General features: G+C 35.4%; 15 protein-coding genes and 1 other annotated feature. Of the genes, 2 read left to right on the top strand and 13 right to left on the bottom strand.

Going from position 1 to position 16,807, the window contains the following annotated elements; translation table 11 throughout:
- Window positions 1-177: 177 nt before the first annotated feature.
- From C240_RS04620 to opp1B, 12 genes are all read right to left on the bottom strand, one after another.
- Window positions 178-846 carry a CPBP family intramembrane glutamic endopeptidase gene (locus C240_RS04620; RefSeq protein WP_271491609.1) on the bottom strand — a complete coding sequence of 223 codons (669 nt, stop codon included), beginning with the start codon at window positions 844-846 and terminating at the stop codon, window positions 178-180.
- A 523-nt stretch (window positions 847-1,369) separates the two neighbouring features.
- Window positions 1,370-4,054 (bottom strand): HAD-IC family P-type ATPase, encoded by a 2,685-nt coding sequence (locus tag C240_RS04615; protein ID WP_271491607.1) that lies wholly within the window; start codon window positions 4,052-4,054, stop codon window positions 1,370-1,372.
- 309 nt (window positions 4,055-4,363) lie between these two features.
- Window positions 4,364-4,723 (bottom strand): 50S ribosomal protein L20, encoded by a 360-nt coding sequence (rplT, locus tag C240_RS04610; protein ID WP_271491605.1) that lies wholly within the window; start codon window positions 4,721-4,723, stop codon window positions 4,364-4,366.
- Between the two features lie 132 nt (window positions 4,724-4,855).
- Window positions 4,856-5,056: a 50S ribosomal protein L35 gene (rpmI, locus tag C240_RS04605; RefSeq protein ID WP_154774319.1), complete on the bottom strand. Its 201-nt coding sequence runs from the start codon at window positions 5,054-5,056 to the stop codon at window positions 4,856-4,858.
- Between the two features lie 109 nt (window positions 5,057-5,165).
- Window positions 5,166-5,687 (bottom strand): translation initiation factor IF-3, encoded by a 522-nt coding sequence (gene infC, locus C240_RS04600; RefSeq protein ID WP_271491598.1) that lies wholly within the window; start codon window positions 5,685-5,687, stop codon window positions 5,166-5,168.
- 60 nt (window positions 5,688-5,747) lie between these two features.
- Window positions 5,748-5,879 (bottom strand) — a sequence feature (ribosomal protein L20 leader region).
- A 100-nt stretch (window positions 5,880-5,979) separates the two neighbouring features.
- Window positions 5,980-6,783: a Cof-type HAD-IIB family hydrolase gene (locus C240_RS04595; protein WP_271491594.1), complete on the bottom strand. Its 804-nt coding sequence runs from the start codon at window positions 6,781-6,783 to the stop codon at window positions 5,980-5,982.
- Window positions 6,784-6,797: 14 nt separating this feature from the next.
- Window positions 6,798-7,583, bottom strand: coding sequence for a Cof-type HAD-IIB family hydrolase (locus C240_RS04590; RefSeq protein ID WP_271491591.1), 786 nt, complete (start codon window positions 7,581-7,583; stop codon window positions 6,798-6,800).
- Window positions 7,584-7,831: 248 nt separating this feature from the next.
- Window positions 7,832-8,956 carry an RNA-guided endonuclease TnpB family protein gene (locus C240_RS04585; RefSeq protein WP_271491588.1) on the bottom strand — a complete coding sequence of 375 codons (1,125 nt, stop codon included), beginning with the start codon at window positions 8,954-8,956 and terminating at the stop codon, window positions 7,832-7,834.
- A gap of 156 nt (window positions 8,957-9,112) precedes the next feature.
- Window positions 9,113-10,072, bottom strand: coding sequence for an ABC transporter ATP-binding protein (locus C240_RS04580; protein WP_271491585.1), 960 nt, complete (start codon window positions 10,070-10,072; stop codon window positions 9,113-9,115).
- Window positions 10,072-11,133, bottom strand: a complete 1,062-nt coding sequence (opp1D, locus tag C240_RS04575; RefSeq protein WP_271491582.1) for an oligopeptide ABC transporter ATP-binding protein Opp1D — start codon at window positions 11,131-11,133, stop codon at window positions 10,072-10,074. Before opp1D ends, C240_RS04580 begins: the two co-directional genes overlap by 1 nt.
- Before the next feature lie 5 nt (window positions 11,134-11,138).
- Window positions 11,139-12,191, bottom strand: a complete 1,053-nt coding sequence (opp3C, locus tag C240_RS04570; RefSeq protein WP_271491581.1) for an oligopeptide ABC transporter permease — start codon at window positions 12,189-12,191, stop codon at window positions 11,139-11,141.
- On the bottom strand, window positions 12,191-13,132 hold the full coding sequence (gene opp1B, locus C240_RS04565) for an oligopeptide ABC transporter permease Opp1B (RefSeq protein WP_271491579.1): 942 nt from the start codon (window positions 13,130-13,132) through the stop codon (window positions 12,191-12,193). The genes opp3C and opp1B overlap by 1 nt, the downstream gene beginning before the upstream one ends.
- Window positions 13,133-13,214: 82 nt before the next feature.
- Here opp1B and C240_RS04560 point away from each other — a divergent pair, with 82 nt between their 5' ends.
- Entirely contained in the window at window positions 13,215-13,562 is a 348-nt protein-coding gene (locus tag C240_RS04560) for a DUF3899 domain-containing protein (protein ID WP_271491576.1), read from the top strand.
- Between the two features lie 75 nt (window positions 13,563-13,637).
- On the opposite strand, the gene C240_RS04555 is transcribed toward C240_RS04560, so the two are convergent.
- Window positions 13,638-15,308, bottom strand: coding sequence for a peptide ABC transporter substrate-binding protein (locus C240_RS04555; protein WP_271491574.1), 1,671 nt, complete (start codon window positions 15,306-15,308; stop codon window positions 13,638-13,640).
- Between the two features lie 404 nt (window positions 15,309-15,712).
- On the opposite strand from C240_RS04555, the gene C240_RS04550 reads away from it, so the two are divergent.
- Window positions 15,713-16,774 (top strand): FUSC family protein, encoded by a 1,062-nt coding sequence (locus C240_RS04550; protein WP_271491571.1) that lies wholly within the window; start codon window positions 15,713-15,715, stop codon window positions 16,772-16,774.
- Window positions 16,775-16,807 lie beyond the last annotated feature (33 nt).

The following is a 16,807-nucleotide window of genomic DNA, read 5'->3' as shown; positions in this document are numbered from 1 at the left end:
AAAAAAGCAGCTACTCCACTTCGTTCCGATCACAACAATTTCTAAGAGCTAAAGCTCTAAGAATTGAAGGCTTCGGAAATAAGCTGAAATTCACAAAAATTTGAAGAGCAATTTTCGTGAATCCCTTCTTATTTCTCGGAGCTAAACGCTTTTGGCTCAGCCTCTTTTTTTTAATAATTAACCTATCCCAAAAGCCAGCACAATTGCCGCTAAAATATTGTTTAAAAAATGAATAGACATACTAACTTCTATCCGTTTTGTTTTATAGTAAGCTAAAGATAGAATCAGTCCCATCAAACCGTAAATCAAAAAACTAATTAAATTAGTTGGACCATGAACTAACCCAAATAAAATTGAGCTAACTGCAATTGCTGCTATCGGGAATTTTTCCAACCAAAAGCCAATGATTCCACCTCTAAATACAATTTCTTCCATTATTGGCGCAGCAACGCCAATTAATAATATAATCAATAAAGGATTTTCACCGGTAAAAATCACTTGAATAAGCGCATCATTTGCCGTTGATTCTGATCCTTGACTGTTTAATAGTAATGTTCCACCAATGGCAATTACTCTTGCTAGTAAATAACCACCTAAAATAATCCAAACATTTTTACGTTTGAAAAAATCTAATTTAAACGTTACAAAGCCTAATTTTTTCCCTAACAAAATTAACAACCAAATATTTCCTATAACTATTAATATTAAACATATCGATACTAACATAGACATATGCGCTTCCCCTACATTTAAAGAAATAGCTTTAGCTATTTGAAACGCAAACATCCCAACCTGACTAATTAGAAATAATCCTACCAAAATAAAAAAATTTTTCACATACGCCATCTTGAATCCTCCTTTTTAAACTATACTTTACTTATAATCATAACAAACTCACTCTCCATAGTAAATCAGCTAAAAATAATTAATTTAAAAACAACCGTTATTTTAGAATCAACGTGAGTGGGACAAAACTAAAAATCAGTTTTATTTCACTCACTAGATCCGAATAAACGGCGAGAAAAAAGCAGCTACTCCACTTCGTTCCGATCACAACAATTTCTAAGAGCTAAAGCTCTAAGAATTGAAGGCTTCGGAAATAAGTTGAAATTGCTATGAAACACAGTGAGGTACGAACTGATGTAGAATAGTACCTACTTGGTTCAAAAATTTGAAGAACACCGAGTAGGTACCAGTCATCATCCATTCGAAAGCTCATGGTGATTCTTGGCAATTTTCGTGAATTCCTTCTTATTGCTGTAAAACACAACGAGAACCGAGTTGATGTTGCACAGTACCTACCCGGTTCTCGGAGCTAAACACTTTTATCTCAGCCTCGTCTGAAGTAATTTTCTATTGCCAATTCCTTTTAATTGGGAATTTTTCTTGCTCCAGTTATTTTTTGATATTTTAACCGAATGAATTTATCAATTTCAGTTACCACCAAAATAAAAAATCCTGAAACAAGTGCAATCATCCAACCTGTTAACGACATATTTGCTGTATGGAAGGCGGTTTGCATAAATGGAACATATGTCAACAGTAATTGCAGCACTAACATAATTCCAATAATCAAGAACGCTTTTGGGTTCGTAAAAAAAGAAGCAGATATTACTGGTTGGCTAGTTCGTATGTTAAATATATAAAAGATTTTACTTAACACAACAATATTAACCATCATCGTACTTGCAACAATTTGCGCAACACCTTGAGTTAACAACCACTCATATGCGAGAATACTAATCACTGCCATCAACACCGAAACATACAGCATTTGCCATATATCTTGTCTATTTAATAAGCTGCTGCCCGTTTTCCTTGGTTTCCGCTTCATTAAACCTGCTTCAGCCGGTTCGAAGATAAATGCAAACTGAATGGTAATTGCAGAAACCATGTTAATCCAAAGTAATTGTGTTGGTTGTAAAGGCATTTCTTTTTGCATTAAAATTGTAAATGCGATAATTAATCCTTCTGCAAATGAAGTCGGCAACAAGAATAAAATACTTTTTTTAATATTATCGTAGATTCTTCGACCTTCGCGGATGGCAACAGACATTGTACCAAAGTTATCATCAGTTAGGATCATATCAGCTGAATCTTTAGCTACATCCGTTCCTTTTTTCCCCATAGCAACACCAATATCTGCTCGTTTCAAGGCTGGGGCATCATTCACACCATCACCAGTCATCGCAGTTACTTTGCCACTTTCTTGTAAGGCTTCTATGATCTCCATTTTATTCTTAGGTGTGGTTCTTGCAAAAACTTGATTATTTAAAACGGCATTTTTAAAATCTTCGTTTGCTAAAGTATCTAATTCTAAGCCTGTAATGACATTAATTTTAGGCGCAAGCCCTAATTTTTCTCCGATTGCTTTTGCTGTTAATGGATGATCGCCGGTAATCATTTTGACTTCGACTCCAGCTTCATTCATCTCTTTCAGCGCAGAAATTACTTCTTCGCGGGGCGGATCAATAATCCCGGCAATTCCTAAAAGTTCAATGCCTTCATTTAATAAATCGTGGGTAATTTCTTGAATATTAGTAGAAACTTGTTTATAACCTACTGCAACAACACGTTTTCCTTCCGCAGATAAGGAACTTACTTGTTGATTCCAGAATGTATCCGCAAATGATGGATTTTGAGCTTTCGCCATCGCAAATAGTTTGTCAGGAGAGCCTTTAATAAGTAACAATTTTTGTTTGCTTCGATCGTTAACTAATTTAGCAATATAGCGATAATCTGAATCAAAAGGCAACATGTCAATTTCATCATATTCAGGTATTACATCACAATCAAACATTTTATGATATAGAGTCAAAAAAGCTCCATCTGTCGGCTCACCATTAATTTTCCACTGATCTGCTTCTTGAACTAAAACTGTATCGTTTGCCTCATACCCAACTTCTAAAAACAATTTTAAACGCTCGTCCATCGAAATTGGCTTCCCTTGTTCAAGAATCTGTCCAACTGGTTGATAACCGTCTCCGGTAACTGTAAAACTGCGGTCTGCAAAAATAATGTCCTTCACGGTCATTTCATTTTTAGTTAACGTTCCAGTTTTATCCGTTGCAACAACATCCACAGAACCTAATGTTTCGACAGCTGGTAATGTTTTAACAATTGTATGCTTATTTTTAGCCATATCACTAACACCCATCGCCAAAACAACTGAAGTCGTAGCGGGTAAACCTTCCGGGATTGATCCAACAATCATCGTTACTACAGCTAAAGACAGTACAGATAAAGAATAGGTTTCTAAAAACAAACTGATGATAAATAAGGTAATTGAAACAGCCATAATGACATAGGTTATCCCTTTCCCTAAACCATCAATTTCTTTCATTAAAGGTGTCTTGCGCTCTTCTGTATTATTGACTTCTGTAGAAATTTTACCTATTTCTGTTTGCGCTCCAGTTGCTACTACAATCCCTTTTCCGCTACCTGATGTTACCGGTGTCGAAGCAAAGGCTATATTGCTTTGTTCCGCTAGTGGTGTGTCTGGATTTGTTAGTGGCTCCGTTTCTTTTTCTACCGAATCAGCTTCACCTGTCAGCGCAGATTCTTGAATTCTTAGATTATCCGCTTCGATAATTCTTAAATCGGCAGGTACATTATCTCCTGCTTCTAAAAAGACAATATCTCCTATCACTATTTCTTCTGCTGGTATATCTTTTCTGATGCCGTCACGATAAACAGTTGCTTCTGAAGATAACATTTCTTTGATCCGTTCCAAAGCATCTGAAGCATTTGCCTCTTGATAATAGCCAATTAAGGCATTGACAACTACTACAATTGCAATGATCACCGCATCAGAAGTATGACCCATCAATAGAGTCAGTAACGCAGAAAAAATGAGGATGTAGATAATCATATTATTAAATTGCCGTAATAGTAATTTCCATTTAGGCACTTTTTTCACTTCTAATTTATTTAATCCGAATTTTTTTAATCGATGCTGAACCTGTGTTTCATCTAAGCCTTCATCAATTTTTTTAATCTCATATTTACTTATTGTTTCATCAATTGTTAACTGAAAATCTTTCTGTTTGTCCATTTTATTCCATCCTTTTTCTTAATTTTAGGTATAACAAAACAAGCCCCTTATCCATCACTCATATTGTGAGAATAACGTGCTAAAAATTATGTTTATACAATTAAAAAATAAGATAGACATACTAAGATTCTCTGCTCACCATCGCTCGAGTCACTATTCACTCAAAACCACCTCCTTAAATTAGAATTATGATAGCAGATAAGAGATATTTTTGTCAAATGAATTTTATCCGCTTTCAAAGATTTTTTTGCACAAATAAAAAATGTGATAGAAAATGAATCATACATTTTCTATCACATCAATTTTAAATTATTTGCTTAAAGCGCCTTTAGCTTGGTCAGCTAATGCAGTAAATGCTGCTGCATCGTTAACGGCTAAGTCTGCTAACATTTTGCGGTTGATATCAATCTCTGCCAATTTCAAACCGTGCATTAACTTAGAATAGCTTAAGCCATTCATACGAGCTGCTGCGTTGATACGAGCAATCCATAATTTACGGAAATCACGTTTTTTCTGACGACGATCTCTGTATGCATAACTATAAGATTTCATTACTTGTTCTTTTGCTGTTCTAAATAAAGTATGTTTTGATCCGTAATAGCCTTTCGCTAACTTAAGGATCTTTTTACGACGTTTACGGCTTACTACGCCACCTTTAACACGTGCCATGGTTAATTCCTCCTAAATATCTGTTGTCTCTATGAGTTATTTTAATTGCTTAGTTGTTACAAGAATAGTTTTGCTCTCTAATTCAGCAAGCTTTAATATTGCTCAAGGTCTGTTCTAGTCCTTTAAGCTGTCTTATTTCATTCTTGCTAATTGTTGACGAATACGTTTGAAATCGCCTGAAGATACCATTCCTGCTTTACGCAATTGACGGCGTTGTTTTTTTGTTTTACCGTGGAAACGGTGACTTGTAAACGCACGGAATCTTTTCAAACCGCCTTTACCAGTACGTTTGAAACGTTTTGCTGATCCGCGGTGTGTTTTTTGTTTTGGCATGACTAATTTTCCTCCTACTTTTCATTTCGCATACTGTTCAACCAAACAATTGGCAAAAGTGAATCAGTATCCTAAAATTTCTCGTTAAACTAGTTGTCAGCTTGTTAGCTTACTTGTCGTTTTTCGGTGCCAGCGTTAGAAACATGCTGCGTCCGTCCATTTTCGCTTTTTGTTCCACTGTCGCGATATCGGCAGTTTCTTCAGCTAAGCGATCAAGAACTTTCTGACCAATTTCTTTGTGGGTAATGGCACGGCCTTTGAAACGGATAGAAGCTTTCACTTTATCGCCTTTTTCTAAGAATTTACGTGCATTACGAAGTTTTGTATTAAAGTCATTTACGTCAATCGTTGGACTTAAACGAACTTCTTTTACGTTGATCACTTTTTGTTTTTTACGAGCTTCGCGCTCTTTCTTTTGCGTTTCGAAACGGAATTTTCCATAATCCATAATTCGCGCAACAGGTGGTTTCGCACTAGGCGCTACTAGAACTAAATCTAAGTTTGCAGTTTCAGCAATTTGTAATGCTTCTACTTTTGTTTTAACACCTAATTGTTCACCGTCTTGTCCGATCAAACGTAACTCGCGTGCACGAATGCCGTCGTTCACCATCATATCCTTTGCTATGGTCATTCACCTCCAAGTTTTTTAAGAGAAGATACTCGCTGAAACTATTGTTCATTATTGTAAAAAACACAATAAAAAACAGGCTCTGTTAACAGATCCCGCGATTATTCAGACTTATATCATTGATATAAGATCTCCAATATCTAGCCCAGTGACACTGTCAACTAAGGCGAGAAGCGGGTGCTTCTGCTTTCATTTCTCAACTTTATCAGTATATAATAATTCCTAAACAATGTCAACATTTTTTTAATCAAACAAAATCCGGGGCAAATTCAAAATTGAAATTCGCCCCACTTGCTTACTGTTCTGTTAATAATTCTTCTATTTTCAGCAAGACTCCATTTTCATCATTAGATAAAATGATTTCTTTCGCTGCAACTTTAACTTTCGGATGACCATTACTCATGACATAGCTATAGCCGGCAAGTTTTAACATCTCCAAGTCATTTCCACTATCGCCAAAAGCAGCCAGTTCACTTGCTGAAATTCCCCATAGTTCTTGCAACTTTGCCAGCCCATAAGCTTTGTGGATTCCTGGTATAATTAGATCAACATCTTCATGTCCGCTTGAAACAGGTATCACCTTATCTCCTAAAACTTCTTGAAGTCGTTTTAACATTTCTTCCACTTGATCCGCTGGAAAATTCAAAGCAAACTTAAACAAGGTATCATCTGTGACTTGAAGCAAGTCAGGAACTTTTTTTAAGCGATGATAATATTTACTAGCATATTCTACAAAAGCTGCTGGTTCATCTTCTGCGATATAGGCACTATTCTTCCCGCAAAGAATGACATGCCCACCTTCAAAATCAGCCAAAATTTCTAAGACTTCGCGAATAATCTCCGGTTCAATCTCTCCACAAAATATTTCTTCTCCCTCTGAAATAACATAGGCGCCATTTTCAGCTACAAAAGATAATTCAGAGGCTATTTCTGGGAAAAAAGATTTAAGTTGATAGTACTGATTTCCACTGGCAATAACAAAACGTATTCCTTGCTGTTTCATCTCTTGATACAATTGTGCGAATTTCTCTCGATCATAGTTTTGCTGGCTATTCAAAAATGTGCCATCCATGTCTACCGCAATCATTTTTACTGGCATTTTCCTACTCCTTTTCAATTGATTAAATTAAATTGCTGCAATCCAAAACGAATCCCGTCATTTAGATTTGATTTCGTGACAAAATCTGCTTGGCTTTTTACATAATCTGAGGCATTATCCATTGCTATTGCTGTATGAACTGCTTCAAACATAGCTATATCATTATTACCATCACCAAACGCATATGTCGGTAAATGGTTTAAATCTAACTTTTCAATAATTTGTTGAATTCCTGCTTTCTTTGATTGACCTTTTAGAACCACCGCCATTGAATACGGACTATCTCTGAACAACGTAAATATTTCAGCAAATTTTTCCTGATAAAGTTTATCCGTTTCTACTTCCTCTGAAAAAAGGTACAACATATAAATCTCATTTTCCTTATAAAAACTTGATGATATCTGAGGCAACGGAGCATGGTCTAAACGGTATAATTTTTTCATGCTGTCATTAACGTAACCAGCCGCATATTCTTTTTCTGTATAACAAGCTAGTGAATGGTTTAATGTTTTTGAAAATTGCATTAGTTCATGAATATGCTTGGTTGGAATAATGTGTTTTGAAATAACGTTATTCTCTACTACATTAAATTGCCCATTTAAACTTACATAGGAATCTATCCCGGTTCCCTCTGTGATTTGTTTAATTTCCTTTGGTGATCGTCCACTGGCAATCATAGGTAAAATATTATTTTGTTTAAGTGCCAAAACCGTTTGACGATTTTCTATAGAAATTTTTGAATTTGAATCCAATAGTGTTCCGTCCAAATCAAAAAATACAAGTGCTTGATATCTTTTCATTATTATACCTCTCTAACTTTTCCTACTCCTATTTTCTATTGTACTATACTTCTAAAAACGTTTCCTTAAATTACAAAAAACGATTGGAAAAGCAGGTTTTCCAATCGTTAAACTATTTTATCAAGTAATAATTAGTGAACTATTTCTATTAAACTAGAAATTTCCTAGAAAAAGACAAATGATCGAATAATCGCTATATCTATCTTATATACCCTAGGCTAGCCCTGTAGTCCCTACAGTTATTCAAATTACGTGTTATCGGTACTTTTCAATCCCGAAATTAAGACTTCAATACTGGCGGCTGTTTCTGGATCGTGTTTCCCTTTTTTCTCATTAATATCTTGAATAAACATTCGACTTATATCATTATTTTCTGAATGTTCAGAACATTTATTGCAAGCTGAAACTTTGATTAATCTTTTTTTATACCAGTCTGCTTTGTATTCTAACTTCGAAACAAATAACGCCCATGAAACGTCTGAAACTCCGCGATGCAATTTATTGTTTCTATGAAAATCTTCTTGATGAATATCCTCAATACAAATTAAATCGTATTGATGAATAATTTCAGTCGTAAGTTTATTAAGAAAATCAATTCGCTGATTCATTAATTTTTCCCGCATTTTGGCGACTTTCAATTTTTGCTTCTGATAGTTTTTTTGCTGAGAAAGATCGGTTCCTTTTGATTTAGCAATTTCTTTACGCCGTATTAACTTTCGCTCTTCTCTATTAATTCGCTGTTCAAATGCCTTGGTATACTTATCATTATCAATTCGTCTACCATTCGATAAAACGGCAAATTCTGAAACGCCTAAAGTTATCCCGATTGCAGAGTGTGTCTTTTGCACTTTAGGTATTTCTTCTTCACAAAGAATCGATACAAAATACTTATTGCTAGGCGATAAAGAAATAGTTGCTGACTTTATTTTTCCTATTACTGGTCGATGCATTTTCACCTTAATTAACGATTTCAGCTTAGGCACTTTTAAATATCTTTGATCGACAATTTTTATCGTACCGTTTTGATTATTCGTTGTATAAGAACAAACAGAATCTTTCTTTTGTTTTAATTTCGGAAATCCAACTGATTTTTCTCGATGAAATTTTTTAAATGCATGATCCAAATGTACTTGCGCATTTGATAGAGCTAAACTATCTACCTCTTTTAGGGTAGGATATTCTTTTTTATATTGAGCTGGCGTAGGTAATTTTATCTCTAATTCAGGATTTATTTTCAACGCCTTATAAATTTGAATCCTCTCCTGTAATAAAAGATTGTGCACAAGCCTAACACAAGAAAATGTTTTTTTAATAAACTCTTCTTGTAATAAAGTAGGATAAAGTCTGTATTTATACGCTTTCAATACCTTCATTATCATACCACCCTAACAAAATAAAAAGATAAGCGAACTTAAGAAGCTAATTTAAAATGATTATATCACAATGAAAACTGATTCATTCATCTAATTGTTAAAAATGCTAGCTAAGAAAATAATCTTTTCTTAGCTAGTATTTACATTTCAAAACGATTATTCGTGGATCGCTCTGGCTTTTTTCTCTTCAATTTTTTTACGGTATATTTCTACCTCATCTTCAGAACAATAAACGTAATGTTCAGGTGTAATTTCTCTTAACTTACGTTCTTTACCATCTTCAGGTTGAGGTTTATAAACGATACGTTTACGCGTGCGTTCATAGTCTGGATCTGGTAATGGAATAGCTGACAATAAACTTTCAGTATAAGGATGTACACCAAAATTATATACATCATCACTTGAACCCATTTCCAATAATCTACCGCTATGCATTACACCGATACGGTCACTGATATGTTTTACCATTGATAAATCATGGGCAATAAACAGATAAGTCAAACCAGAATCTTTTTGTAAATCTTGTAATAAGTTAACCACTTGGGCTTGGATAGATACGTCTAAAGCTGAAATTGGCTCATCACAAATAATGAAGCGCGGAGTAACAGCTAAAGCTCTAGCAATCCCAATACGTTGACGTTGACCACCTGAAAATTCATGTGGATAACGAGTTCCATGACTCGGATCAAGTCCAACAACTTTTAGCAACTCATTAACTTTTTCCTCACGTTCAGCAGGTGATTTAGCTAAATGATTGATGTCAATTCCTTCTGCGATGATATCATTGACTTTCATTCTTGGATTCAATGAAGCATACGGATCTTGGAAGATCATTTGTACTTCACGACGAAATGCCTGCATCGCTGATTTTGAACGAATCTTACTAATATCTTCGCCATCAAAGACGATTTCTCCATCAGTAGGATCATATAAACGAATGACACTACGGCCTGTTGTTGATTTTCCACTTCCGGATTCTCCAACAAGACCAAAAGTTTCACCTTCATAGATGTGAAAACTAATATCATCCACGGCTCTAACTTCATCAGGACGTCCTACGTTAAAATATTGTTTTAGCCCTTTTACATCTAAAAGTACTTTTCTTTTTTCACTCATTATTCAGCACCTCCTGTTGTTTCCTTATGACGTTCAGCATAAATCGCCCAACGTCTCACAATTTCAGCTGGAGGGGTAATTTTTGGTGCTTGAGGTGCCAATAGCCAAGTAGCAGCTTTATGTGTTGGTGACACTTCAAAATACGGCGGTGCTTCTTCTGCATCAATTTTCATTGCAAACTCGTTACGCGGATAAAAAGCATCACCTTTAGGCGGATCTAATAAATCCGGCGGAGAACCAGGAATAGCATATAGTTTTTCCTCAGTACCTTCCATTGTCGGCATTGAACCTAGTAAGCCCCATGTATACGGATGTTGAGGATTGTAGAAAATTTCTTCTGATGTTCCTACTTCAACCAAGCGTCCGCCGTACATTACAGCAACACGATCAGCAACGTTTGCTACTACACCTAAATCATGGGTGATAAAGATGATTGATGTGCTGATTTTTTGTTGTAAATCTTTTAGTAATTCTAAAATTTGCGCTTGGATTGTAACGTCCAATGCGGTTGTCGGTTCATCAGCAATTAGAACTTCTGGATAACAAATCAAGGCAATCGCAATAACGATACGTTGACGTTGACCACCTGAAAATTGGTGAGGATAATTTTTCAAACGTTTTTCAGCGTTTGGAATTCCTACTAATTTTAGCAGTTCTAAGGCTTGCTCTAAACCTTCTTTTTTAGAAACTTTGTTATGTTTAATCAATGATTCAGCAACTTGTTTGCCAATTGGCATTGTTGGGTCCAATGAAGTCATCGGATCTTGGAAAATCATTGCAATTTCTTTACCACGAATGGCCTGCATTTGTTTTTCCGTTTTATTTACAATATCTTCGCCTTTAAACAGAATTTCTCCATTATCAACATTTGCATTGCTGCTTAGTAATCGCATGATACTTCTAGTAGTAACTGATTTCCCACTACCTGATTCTCCTACGATTGCCAGAGTTTCTCCTTTAAACAGCTCAAAGCTAACACCGCGAATAGCATTTACTTTACCAGCAAACGTATCAAAAGAAATCTGTAAGTCTTTTACTTCTAATACTTTTTCCATAGTCATTCACTCTACTCTTTCATCTTAGGATCGAAGGCATCACGTAGTCCGTCAGCTAGTAAGTTGAAACAAATCATGATAACTGACAACGTTACAGCGGGAATCCACATCAAATATGGAAGGAAACGGAACGTTTTATACCCTTCATTTAATAAAGTTCCAAGAGAAGCGGTCGGCGGTCTTAATCCTAAACCGATGAAACTTAGAAACGCTTCGAAGAAAATTGCTGACGGAATACTGAACATCATTTGAACAATAATCACGCTTGAGATATTCGGCAAAATATGTTTAACGGCAATTTTCAGGCGAGATTCACCTAATGTTTGAGCAGCTAAAACAAACTCTTGATCTTTTAGTTTCAAGGTTTGTGCCCGCACAATTCTGGCCATTGAAATCCAGTTAGTAATAACCATCGCTAAAACGATAGAAAGAATACCTGGATCAAAAACAGTCAGCATCAAGATCATTACAACTAAGTTTGGAATTCCAGAAAGAACTTCCAAAACACGTTGCATCACAGTATCAACACGTCCGCCAAGCAAACCAGAAATCAGACCATAAGTTACTCCGATCGTGATATCAAGAAGAGCAGCGATAAAAGCAATTAATAATGAAATACGAGTTCCCATAAACAAACGGCTTAACACGTCACGGCCTAGACCATCTGTACCTAAGTAGAAGTTTACATTATCAGGAACATTTGCTTGCGCGTATTTATCAACAACTTGTCCAGCTACAGTAGCTGTTCCATTGAACCCATTGATACTATCCAAAAATGGAATACGAGGCGGCAAGTTAATATACGCAACATTTTGTTGCGTTGGGTCATGTGGTGACACCCAAATAGTAATAATTGAAATAAAGATGATGATTCCTAAAAAGACTAAAGAAATTACAGCAGCTTTATTTTTCTTCAGACGACGCCAAGAATCTTGTAAGAAACTTAGTGACGGAGTTGCAATACGTTCGCGTTCTTTTGTTGTCGATGTATCCAAAGGCTGAAAATCGCCAGCTGGAATTTTTTTAATTTTATCTGGTACATTGTTTAAATTAACTGTTTCCATTAACCTCTGGCACCTCCTGAAACACGAATTCTCGGATCAATTAATCCATAAAGTAAATCGACGATTAAAATCACGAATACTAGTAATGCAGAATACAAGATTGTAACTGCCATAATCGTTGGGTAGTCATTCGTCATAATTGATTTTACGAACTGCTCACCAATCCCTGGAATAGCAAAAATATTTTCAACTACTAAAGAACCTGTCATCAATCCGACAGCTAAAGGTCCTAACAATGTAATCAATGGAATCAAACTGTTTCTAAGTCCGTGTCTAAAAGCAACTTGCCAGCGGCTCAAACCTTTTGCACGCGCCAACTCTACATAGTCACTATGTAAAACTTCAACCATTTCCGTTCGAATAAACCTGGCGGAATCGGCCATCGGACTCATCGCAAGTGCGATTGTAGGCAAGATAGTATAGGCAAAACCATTCCACATTGCGATCGGTAAAACTTTTAGTTTCATCGCAAAAATGTATTGTAATAGTACGGCAAAAACGAAGTTAGGAATGGAGCGTCCTAAGATTGCCATTAAAGTAGCTAAGGTATCAACCCAAGTATTTTGACGCATTGCTGCGATAATCCCAAGTAGAATACCTACAAAGGTACCAAAGATAATGGCTTGCGCACCTAATTGCACTGAAGGTCCAATACGGCCTGCTAGAAGCTTCGCTACAGGTTGATTTTTAAATTGGAATGAGATACCAAAATCACCAACAAGTAGATTTTTTAAGTAAATACCATATTGAACGATTACCGGTTTGTCTAAACCAGATTGCTTATTCAACATAGCAATTGTTTCTGGACTAAGTTTTTCTTGGTTGGTATAAGGAGTACCTGGTAATAATTGCATTAAGAAAAACGTAATCGTCGCGATCAGCCACAATGTGACGATCATGAAAAAGACCCGTTTAAGAAAATATTTTCCAAAACTGTTCAAGAATGACACCTCCGAGATTATTTTGACTTCATCAGTTTTTTTCGATAAAGTAGGGATAGAAAATTTAAGTAAGGATGAGCACATGAAAAATTTAAAATGGCCCTTGATTACTTCTGCGGTCTCAAGCATCGGTATTTTTACTTACCTATTAGTAAAACAGTCACTAACTATCCGTTCTATATCTGATACCTTTTTCATTGTTTCACTGTTCTTTCTGATTATCGGTCTTGCTCTTTGGATCATGTCCTCAGAATTTTTTGATAATTTCCAACGTTTTATGAAAATGCATTTTCGTTTTAGAAAGAAAAATGAACCGAAAGAATTTATCCCACTTTCTGAGATTGGTAAAGCACATCTGCTTTACTGGCTCGAAACGGGAGGTATCTTACTGAGCGTCTCTATTGTTTCTTTATTATTTTACTTTTTCTAAGCAAAGATAGCAAGAGGACCGTTGCCTTTTTATTCAAAGAGGGCAATGGTCCTTTACTATTAACATACTTTCAGCTTATTCTGAAATGTATGTCCATTTGTAATCGAATTGCGCACCTGCTGGATGGAAACCAACATCTTTAACTTTTTCAGCGCGTAGACGAGCTTCTGCTTTTTGATAAAGTGGAATCACACCCATATCGCCCATAATTGTTTTCTCTGCATTAACCATATCATCCCAACGTTTTTCTGGGTCATTGGCATCGGTTGTTGATGCAGCTTGAACATATTTATCGTATTCAGGGTTACTATAGCGTCCACGGTTATAAGATACTCCTGTTTGGAATAGGTCTAAGAAGCTACTTGGGTCAGCATAATCAGCTCCCCAGCCTCCGATAACAGTATCAAAGTCCCCTTTGCTTGAACGGTCTAAGCGAACAGAGAATGGTACTGGACTAACAGTCACTTTTACGCCATCTAAGTTTTCTTGGATAGCTCCTTGTACATACTCTACAGTTTTCTTAGAAGAATCAGCATCAGAAGATAAAATATCGAAGTTTAATGAATCGATATTCAATTCTTTTTTAGCTTTTTCCCAATATTCTTTAGCTTTTTCTTTATCGTACTCGATCTTGTCACCAGCGGCTTCTGCAAAGTCTACTTTTCCATCTGGAGATTTAGACATGTCTGCTGGAACCAAACCTTTAGGTTCAACTGAACCATCACCTAAGATGTTCTCAACTAAAGATTTACGGTCAATTGAGTAAGAAATCGCTTTTCTTAAGTTTTCATTTTTAAATGGAGAACTATCATCAATTTGATTTAATTCAATATATTGTGTTGAAGCTTCTTTTTGGATAACTAGTTGAGGATCGTTAGCAGCTTGTTGAGCTAATTCACCAGTAAGGATAATATCGTCAACTTGTCCATCTTGGAATAAATTATAAGAAGTCGGTGATTCTTTAACAACATTTGTCTTAACTTCATCTAATTTTACAGTATCAGCATCCCAATATTGATCATTTTTCTTGTATGACCATTCAGTATCTGTACCTGGTCCATCAAAATCAGCTAAAACGAATGGGCCATTGTAAACAGCATTGTCACTGTTTGCAGCGTATTCTTTACCATATTTTTCCACAATATCTTGTCTTTGAGGGAAGAATGATGGGAATGCTAATAGATAGTCAAAGTATGGTGTTGCTTTTTCTAAAGTGATTTCTAACTCGTAATCACCTACAGCTTTAATACCTAAATCTGATTTATCTACTTCACCTGCATTAACGGCTGCACCATTTTTAACAGATTCATATAAATAAGCATATTCTGAAGCTGTGGCAGGATCAACTGTACGTTGCCAGCCGTAAACATAGTCTTCAGCCTTTACAGGTTTACCATCAGACCATTTAGCATCTTCATTCAGTTTAATTTTGTAAACTGTACCATCTTCACTAACTTCTGCTTTTTCAGCAGCGCCAGCTGGAATTGGGTTATTGTCTAAATCTAGACGGTAAATTCCTTCATATACATTATTCAATGCAGTAAAACTGATTGTATCTGTTGCTAATGATAAATCAGCACTTGGCATTTCTTGTAATACGTTTACGCGGAAAACTTGCTCTCCACTTGGTTTGCCGTCAGCTGATTTAGAACCACTGTCGTCTGTTGATCCACCGTTACCACATGCTGCTAGTGATAAACTAAATAAAGTGATAAATCCAAAAGCAAATGACTTCTTTAAATTCATTCTTTTTTCCTCCCTAAAATTACCCTGAGTATTTTCTGAAAAATCAGAATTTAATAATTATTTATTGTACTGAGGTATAGTTTACAATTTTTAGATTAAAAAATCAAGAATAATCTTATTTTTTCTTAATACTAACATCATTAAATTATATCTTCATTTGAAGTGATTTCTTAGAAATAAGCTTACAAAAGCGATTGTATTAGTATAAAAAAGTATGTTAGATTAATAGAGTAGGAGTCTTGGGCTCTAATCTAAAGTTAACATGTTAATGTAAGAATATGCACGATTTTAATTTATTTCATTCATTTATCCACCTGTTTTAAATGGATAGTGGAAAATAAAAGGAGTGAACGTCTCTAATTTTTTTGTCAAAATTTCAAAGTTAATGTTAAAGGAGTGATTAGATGCATCGTTCATCTTTTTTCAAAGAATTAGTTGTATTTCATAAACCCAAAAATGCGCCATTTCAATTAATTGGTGCAGGGATTTGTATGGCAGTACCATTATTTATCGGTTATTTTTCCAACAATTTAACAATTGGCAGTTTCGGCTCTCTAGGAATTTTTACCTTTCTTTATTATCAGTCTTTACCTTTGAAAAATTTATTGATCCGCTTAAGTTCTGTTGGTCTATTTTTACTTTTCGGAAATTTGGTGGGTATGCTGACTACTCATATTCCTTGGTTAATTCCAATTTCGATTGCACTGATTGCATTTTGTGCCCGAATTATTTTCAGATTATATGGGATTTCAAAGCCTGGTGCTTTTTTCATTGTCATGGTGACTGCGATGGGGTCTGGAACTAAAATTCCATTGGATAGAGTTCCTTATATGATGAGTTATGTATTATTGGGGATTTTAACTTCACTTGTTGTCGCAACCGTTCTTTACTTTATTGAAGGTGATGTCAAGATTACACCAACCAAAAAAGTATCGTTACAAGAACGCCTTTACACAGATCCAGCTGCTCTTTTAGATGCTTTGCATTATGCAGCTATTTTATTTTTAGCTACTTATATCAGTCAGTCTTTACATCTAACTAATGCGTATTGGATGATTGTTTCTTGTGCGGCAGTTTTACAAGGAGATAATCTGCGGGCAATCATACAGCGAAATATGCAGCGGATTTTTGGGACGATGATTGGGTTATTAATTGCAGCATTTGTTTTAAGTTTTTCTTTCACATCTTTACAATCTATTTTATTAATCTGTTTTTTCTTTATAACTGTAGAGTTCTTTATCAAAAGGAATTATACTGTAGCAAACTTTTTTACTACCCCAATGTCCTTACTGCTCGCAAATTTAGCACGACATCAATATATGGTGAGTCTGTTAAATTATCGATTGATCGGAATTGTTTTAGGAAGTTTACTTGGACTTTTAGGTGCTTATGTCTTAACAACTAGTCTGCGTTTTTATAACCGAGCCTATCAGTTAAATGAAAATTTAGATAAAGAAACGGAATAATCGAACCAGTTTTGTCATTACAATGGAGGTTAT

Source organism: Enterococcus sp. 5H (assembly GCF_028128615.1).
Taxonomy (GTDB): domain Bacteria; phylum Bacillota; class Bacilli; order Lactobacillales; family Enterococcaceae; genus Enterococcus_L.
This window is presented reverse-complemented; position numbering and strand designations above follow the sequence as displayed.

Bases quoted from the DNA above. Each gene is read 5' to 3' on its own strand.
- rpmI (WP_154774319.1), bottom strand. From the start codon at position 5,056: ATGCCAAAACAAAAAACACACCGCGGATCAGCAAAACGTTTCAAACGT.
- C240_RS04620 (WP_271491609.1), bottom strand. From the start codon at position 846: ATGGCGTATGTGAAAAATTTTTTTATTTTGGTAGGATTATTTCTAATT.
- C240_RS04580 (WP_271491585.1), bottom strand. From the start codon at position 10,072: ATGAGTGAAAAAAGAAAAGTACTTTTAGATGTAAAAGGGCTAAAACAA.
- C240_RS04615 (WP_271491607.1), bottom strand. From the start codon at position 4,054: ATGGACAAACAGAAAGATTTTCAGTTAACAATTGATGAAACAATAAGT.
- C240_RS04555 (WP_271491574.1), bottom strand. From the start codon at position 15,308: ATGAATTTAAAGAAGTCATTTGCTTTTGGATTTATCACTTTATTTAGT.
- opp1D (WP_271491582.1), bottom strand. From the start codon at position 11,133: ATGACTATGGAAAAAGTATTAGAAGTAAAAGACTTACAGATTTCTTTT.
- C240_RS04595 (WP_271491594.1), bottom strand. From the start codon at position 6,783: ATGCCAGTAAAAATGATTGCGGTAGACATGGATGGCACATTTTTGAAT.
- C240_RS04560 (WP_271491576.1), top strand. From the start codon at position 13,215: ATGAAAAATTTAAAATGGCCCTTGATTACTTCTGCGGTCTCAAGCATC.
- infC (WP_271491598.1), bottom strand. From the start codon at position 5,687: ATGACCATAGCAAAGGATATGATGGTGAACGACGGCATTCGTGCACGC.
- opp3C (WP_271491581.1), bottom strand. From the start codon at position 12,191: ATGGAAACAGTTAATTTAAACAATGTACCAGATAAAATTAAAAAAATT.
- rplT (WP_271491605.1), bottom strand. From the start codon at position 4,723: ATGGCACGTGTTAAAGGTGGCGTAGTAAGCCGTAAACGTCGTAAAAAG.
- C240_RS04590 (WP_271491591.1), bottom strand. From the start codon at position 7,583: ATGAAAAGATATCAAGCACTTGTATTTTTTGATTTGGACGGAACACTA.
- C240_RS04585 (WP_271491588.1), bottom strand. From the start codon at position 8,956: ATGAAGGTATTGAAAGCGTATAAATACAGACTTTATCCTACTTTATTA.
- C240_RS04550 (WP_271491571.1), top strand. From the start codon at position 15,713: ATGCATCGTTCATCTTTTTTCAAAGAATTAGTTGTATTTCATAAACCC.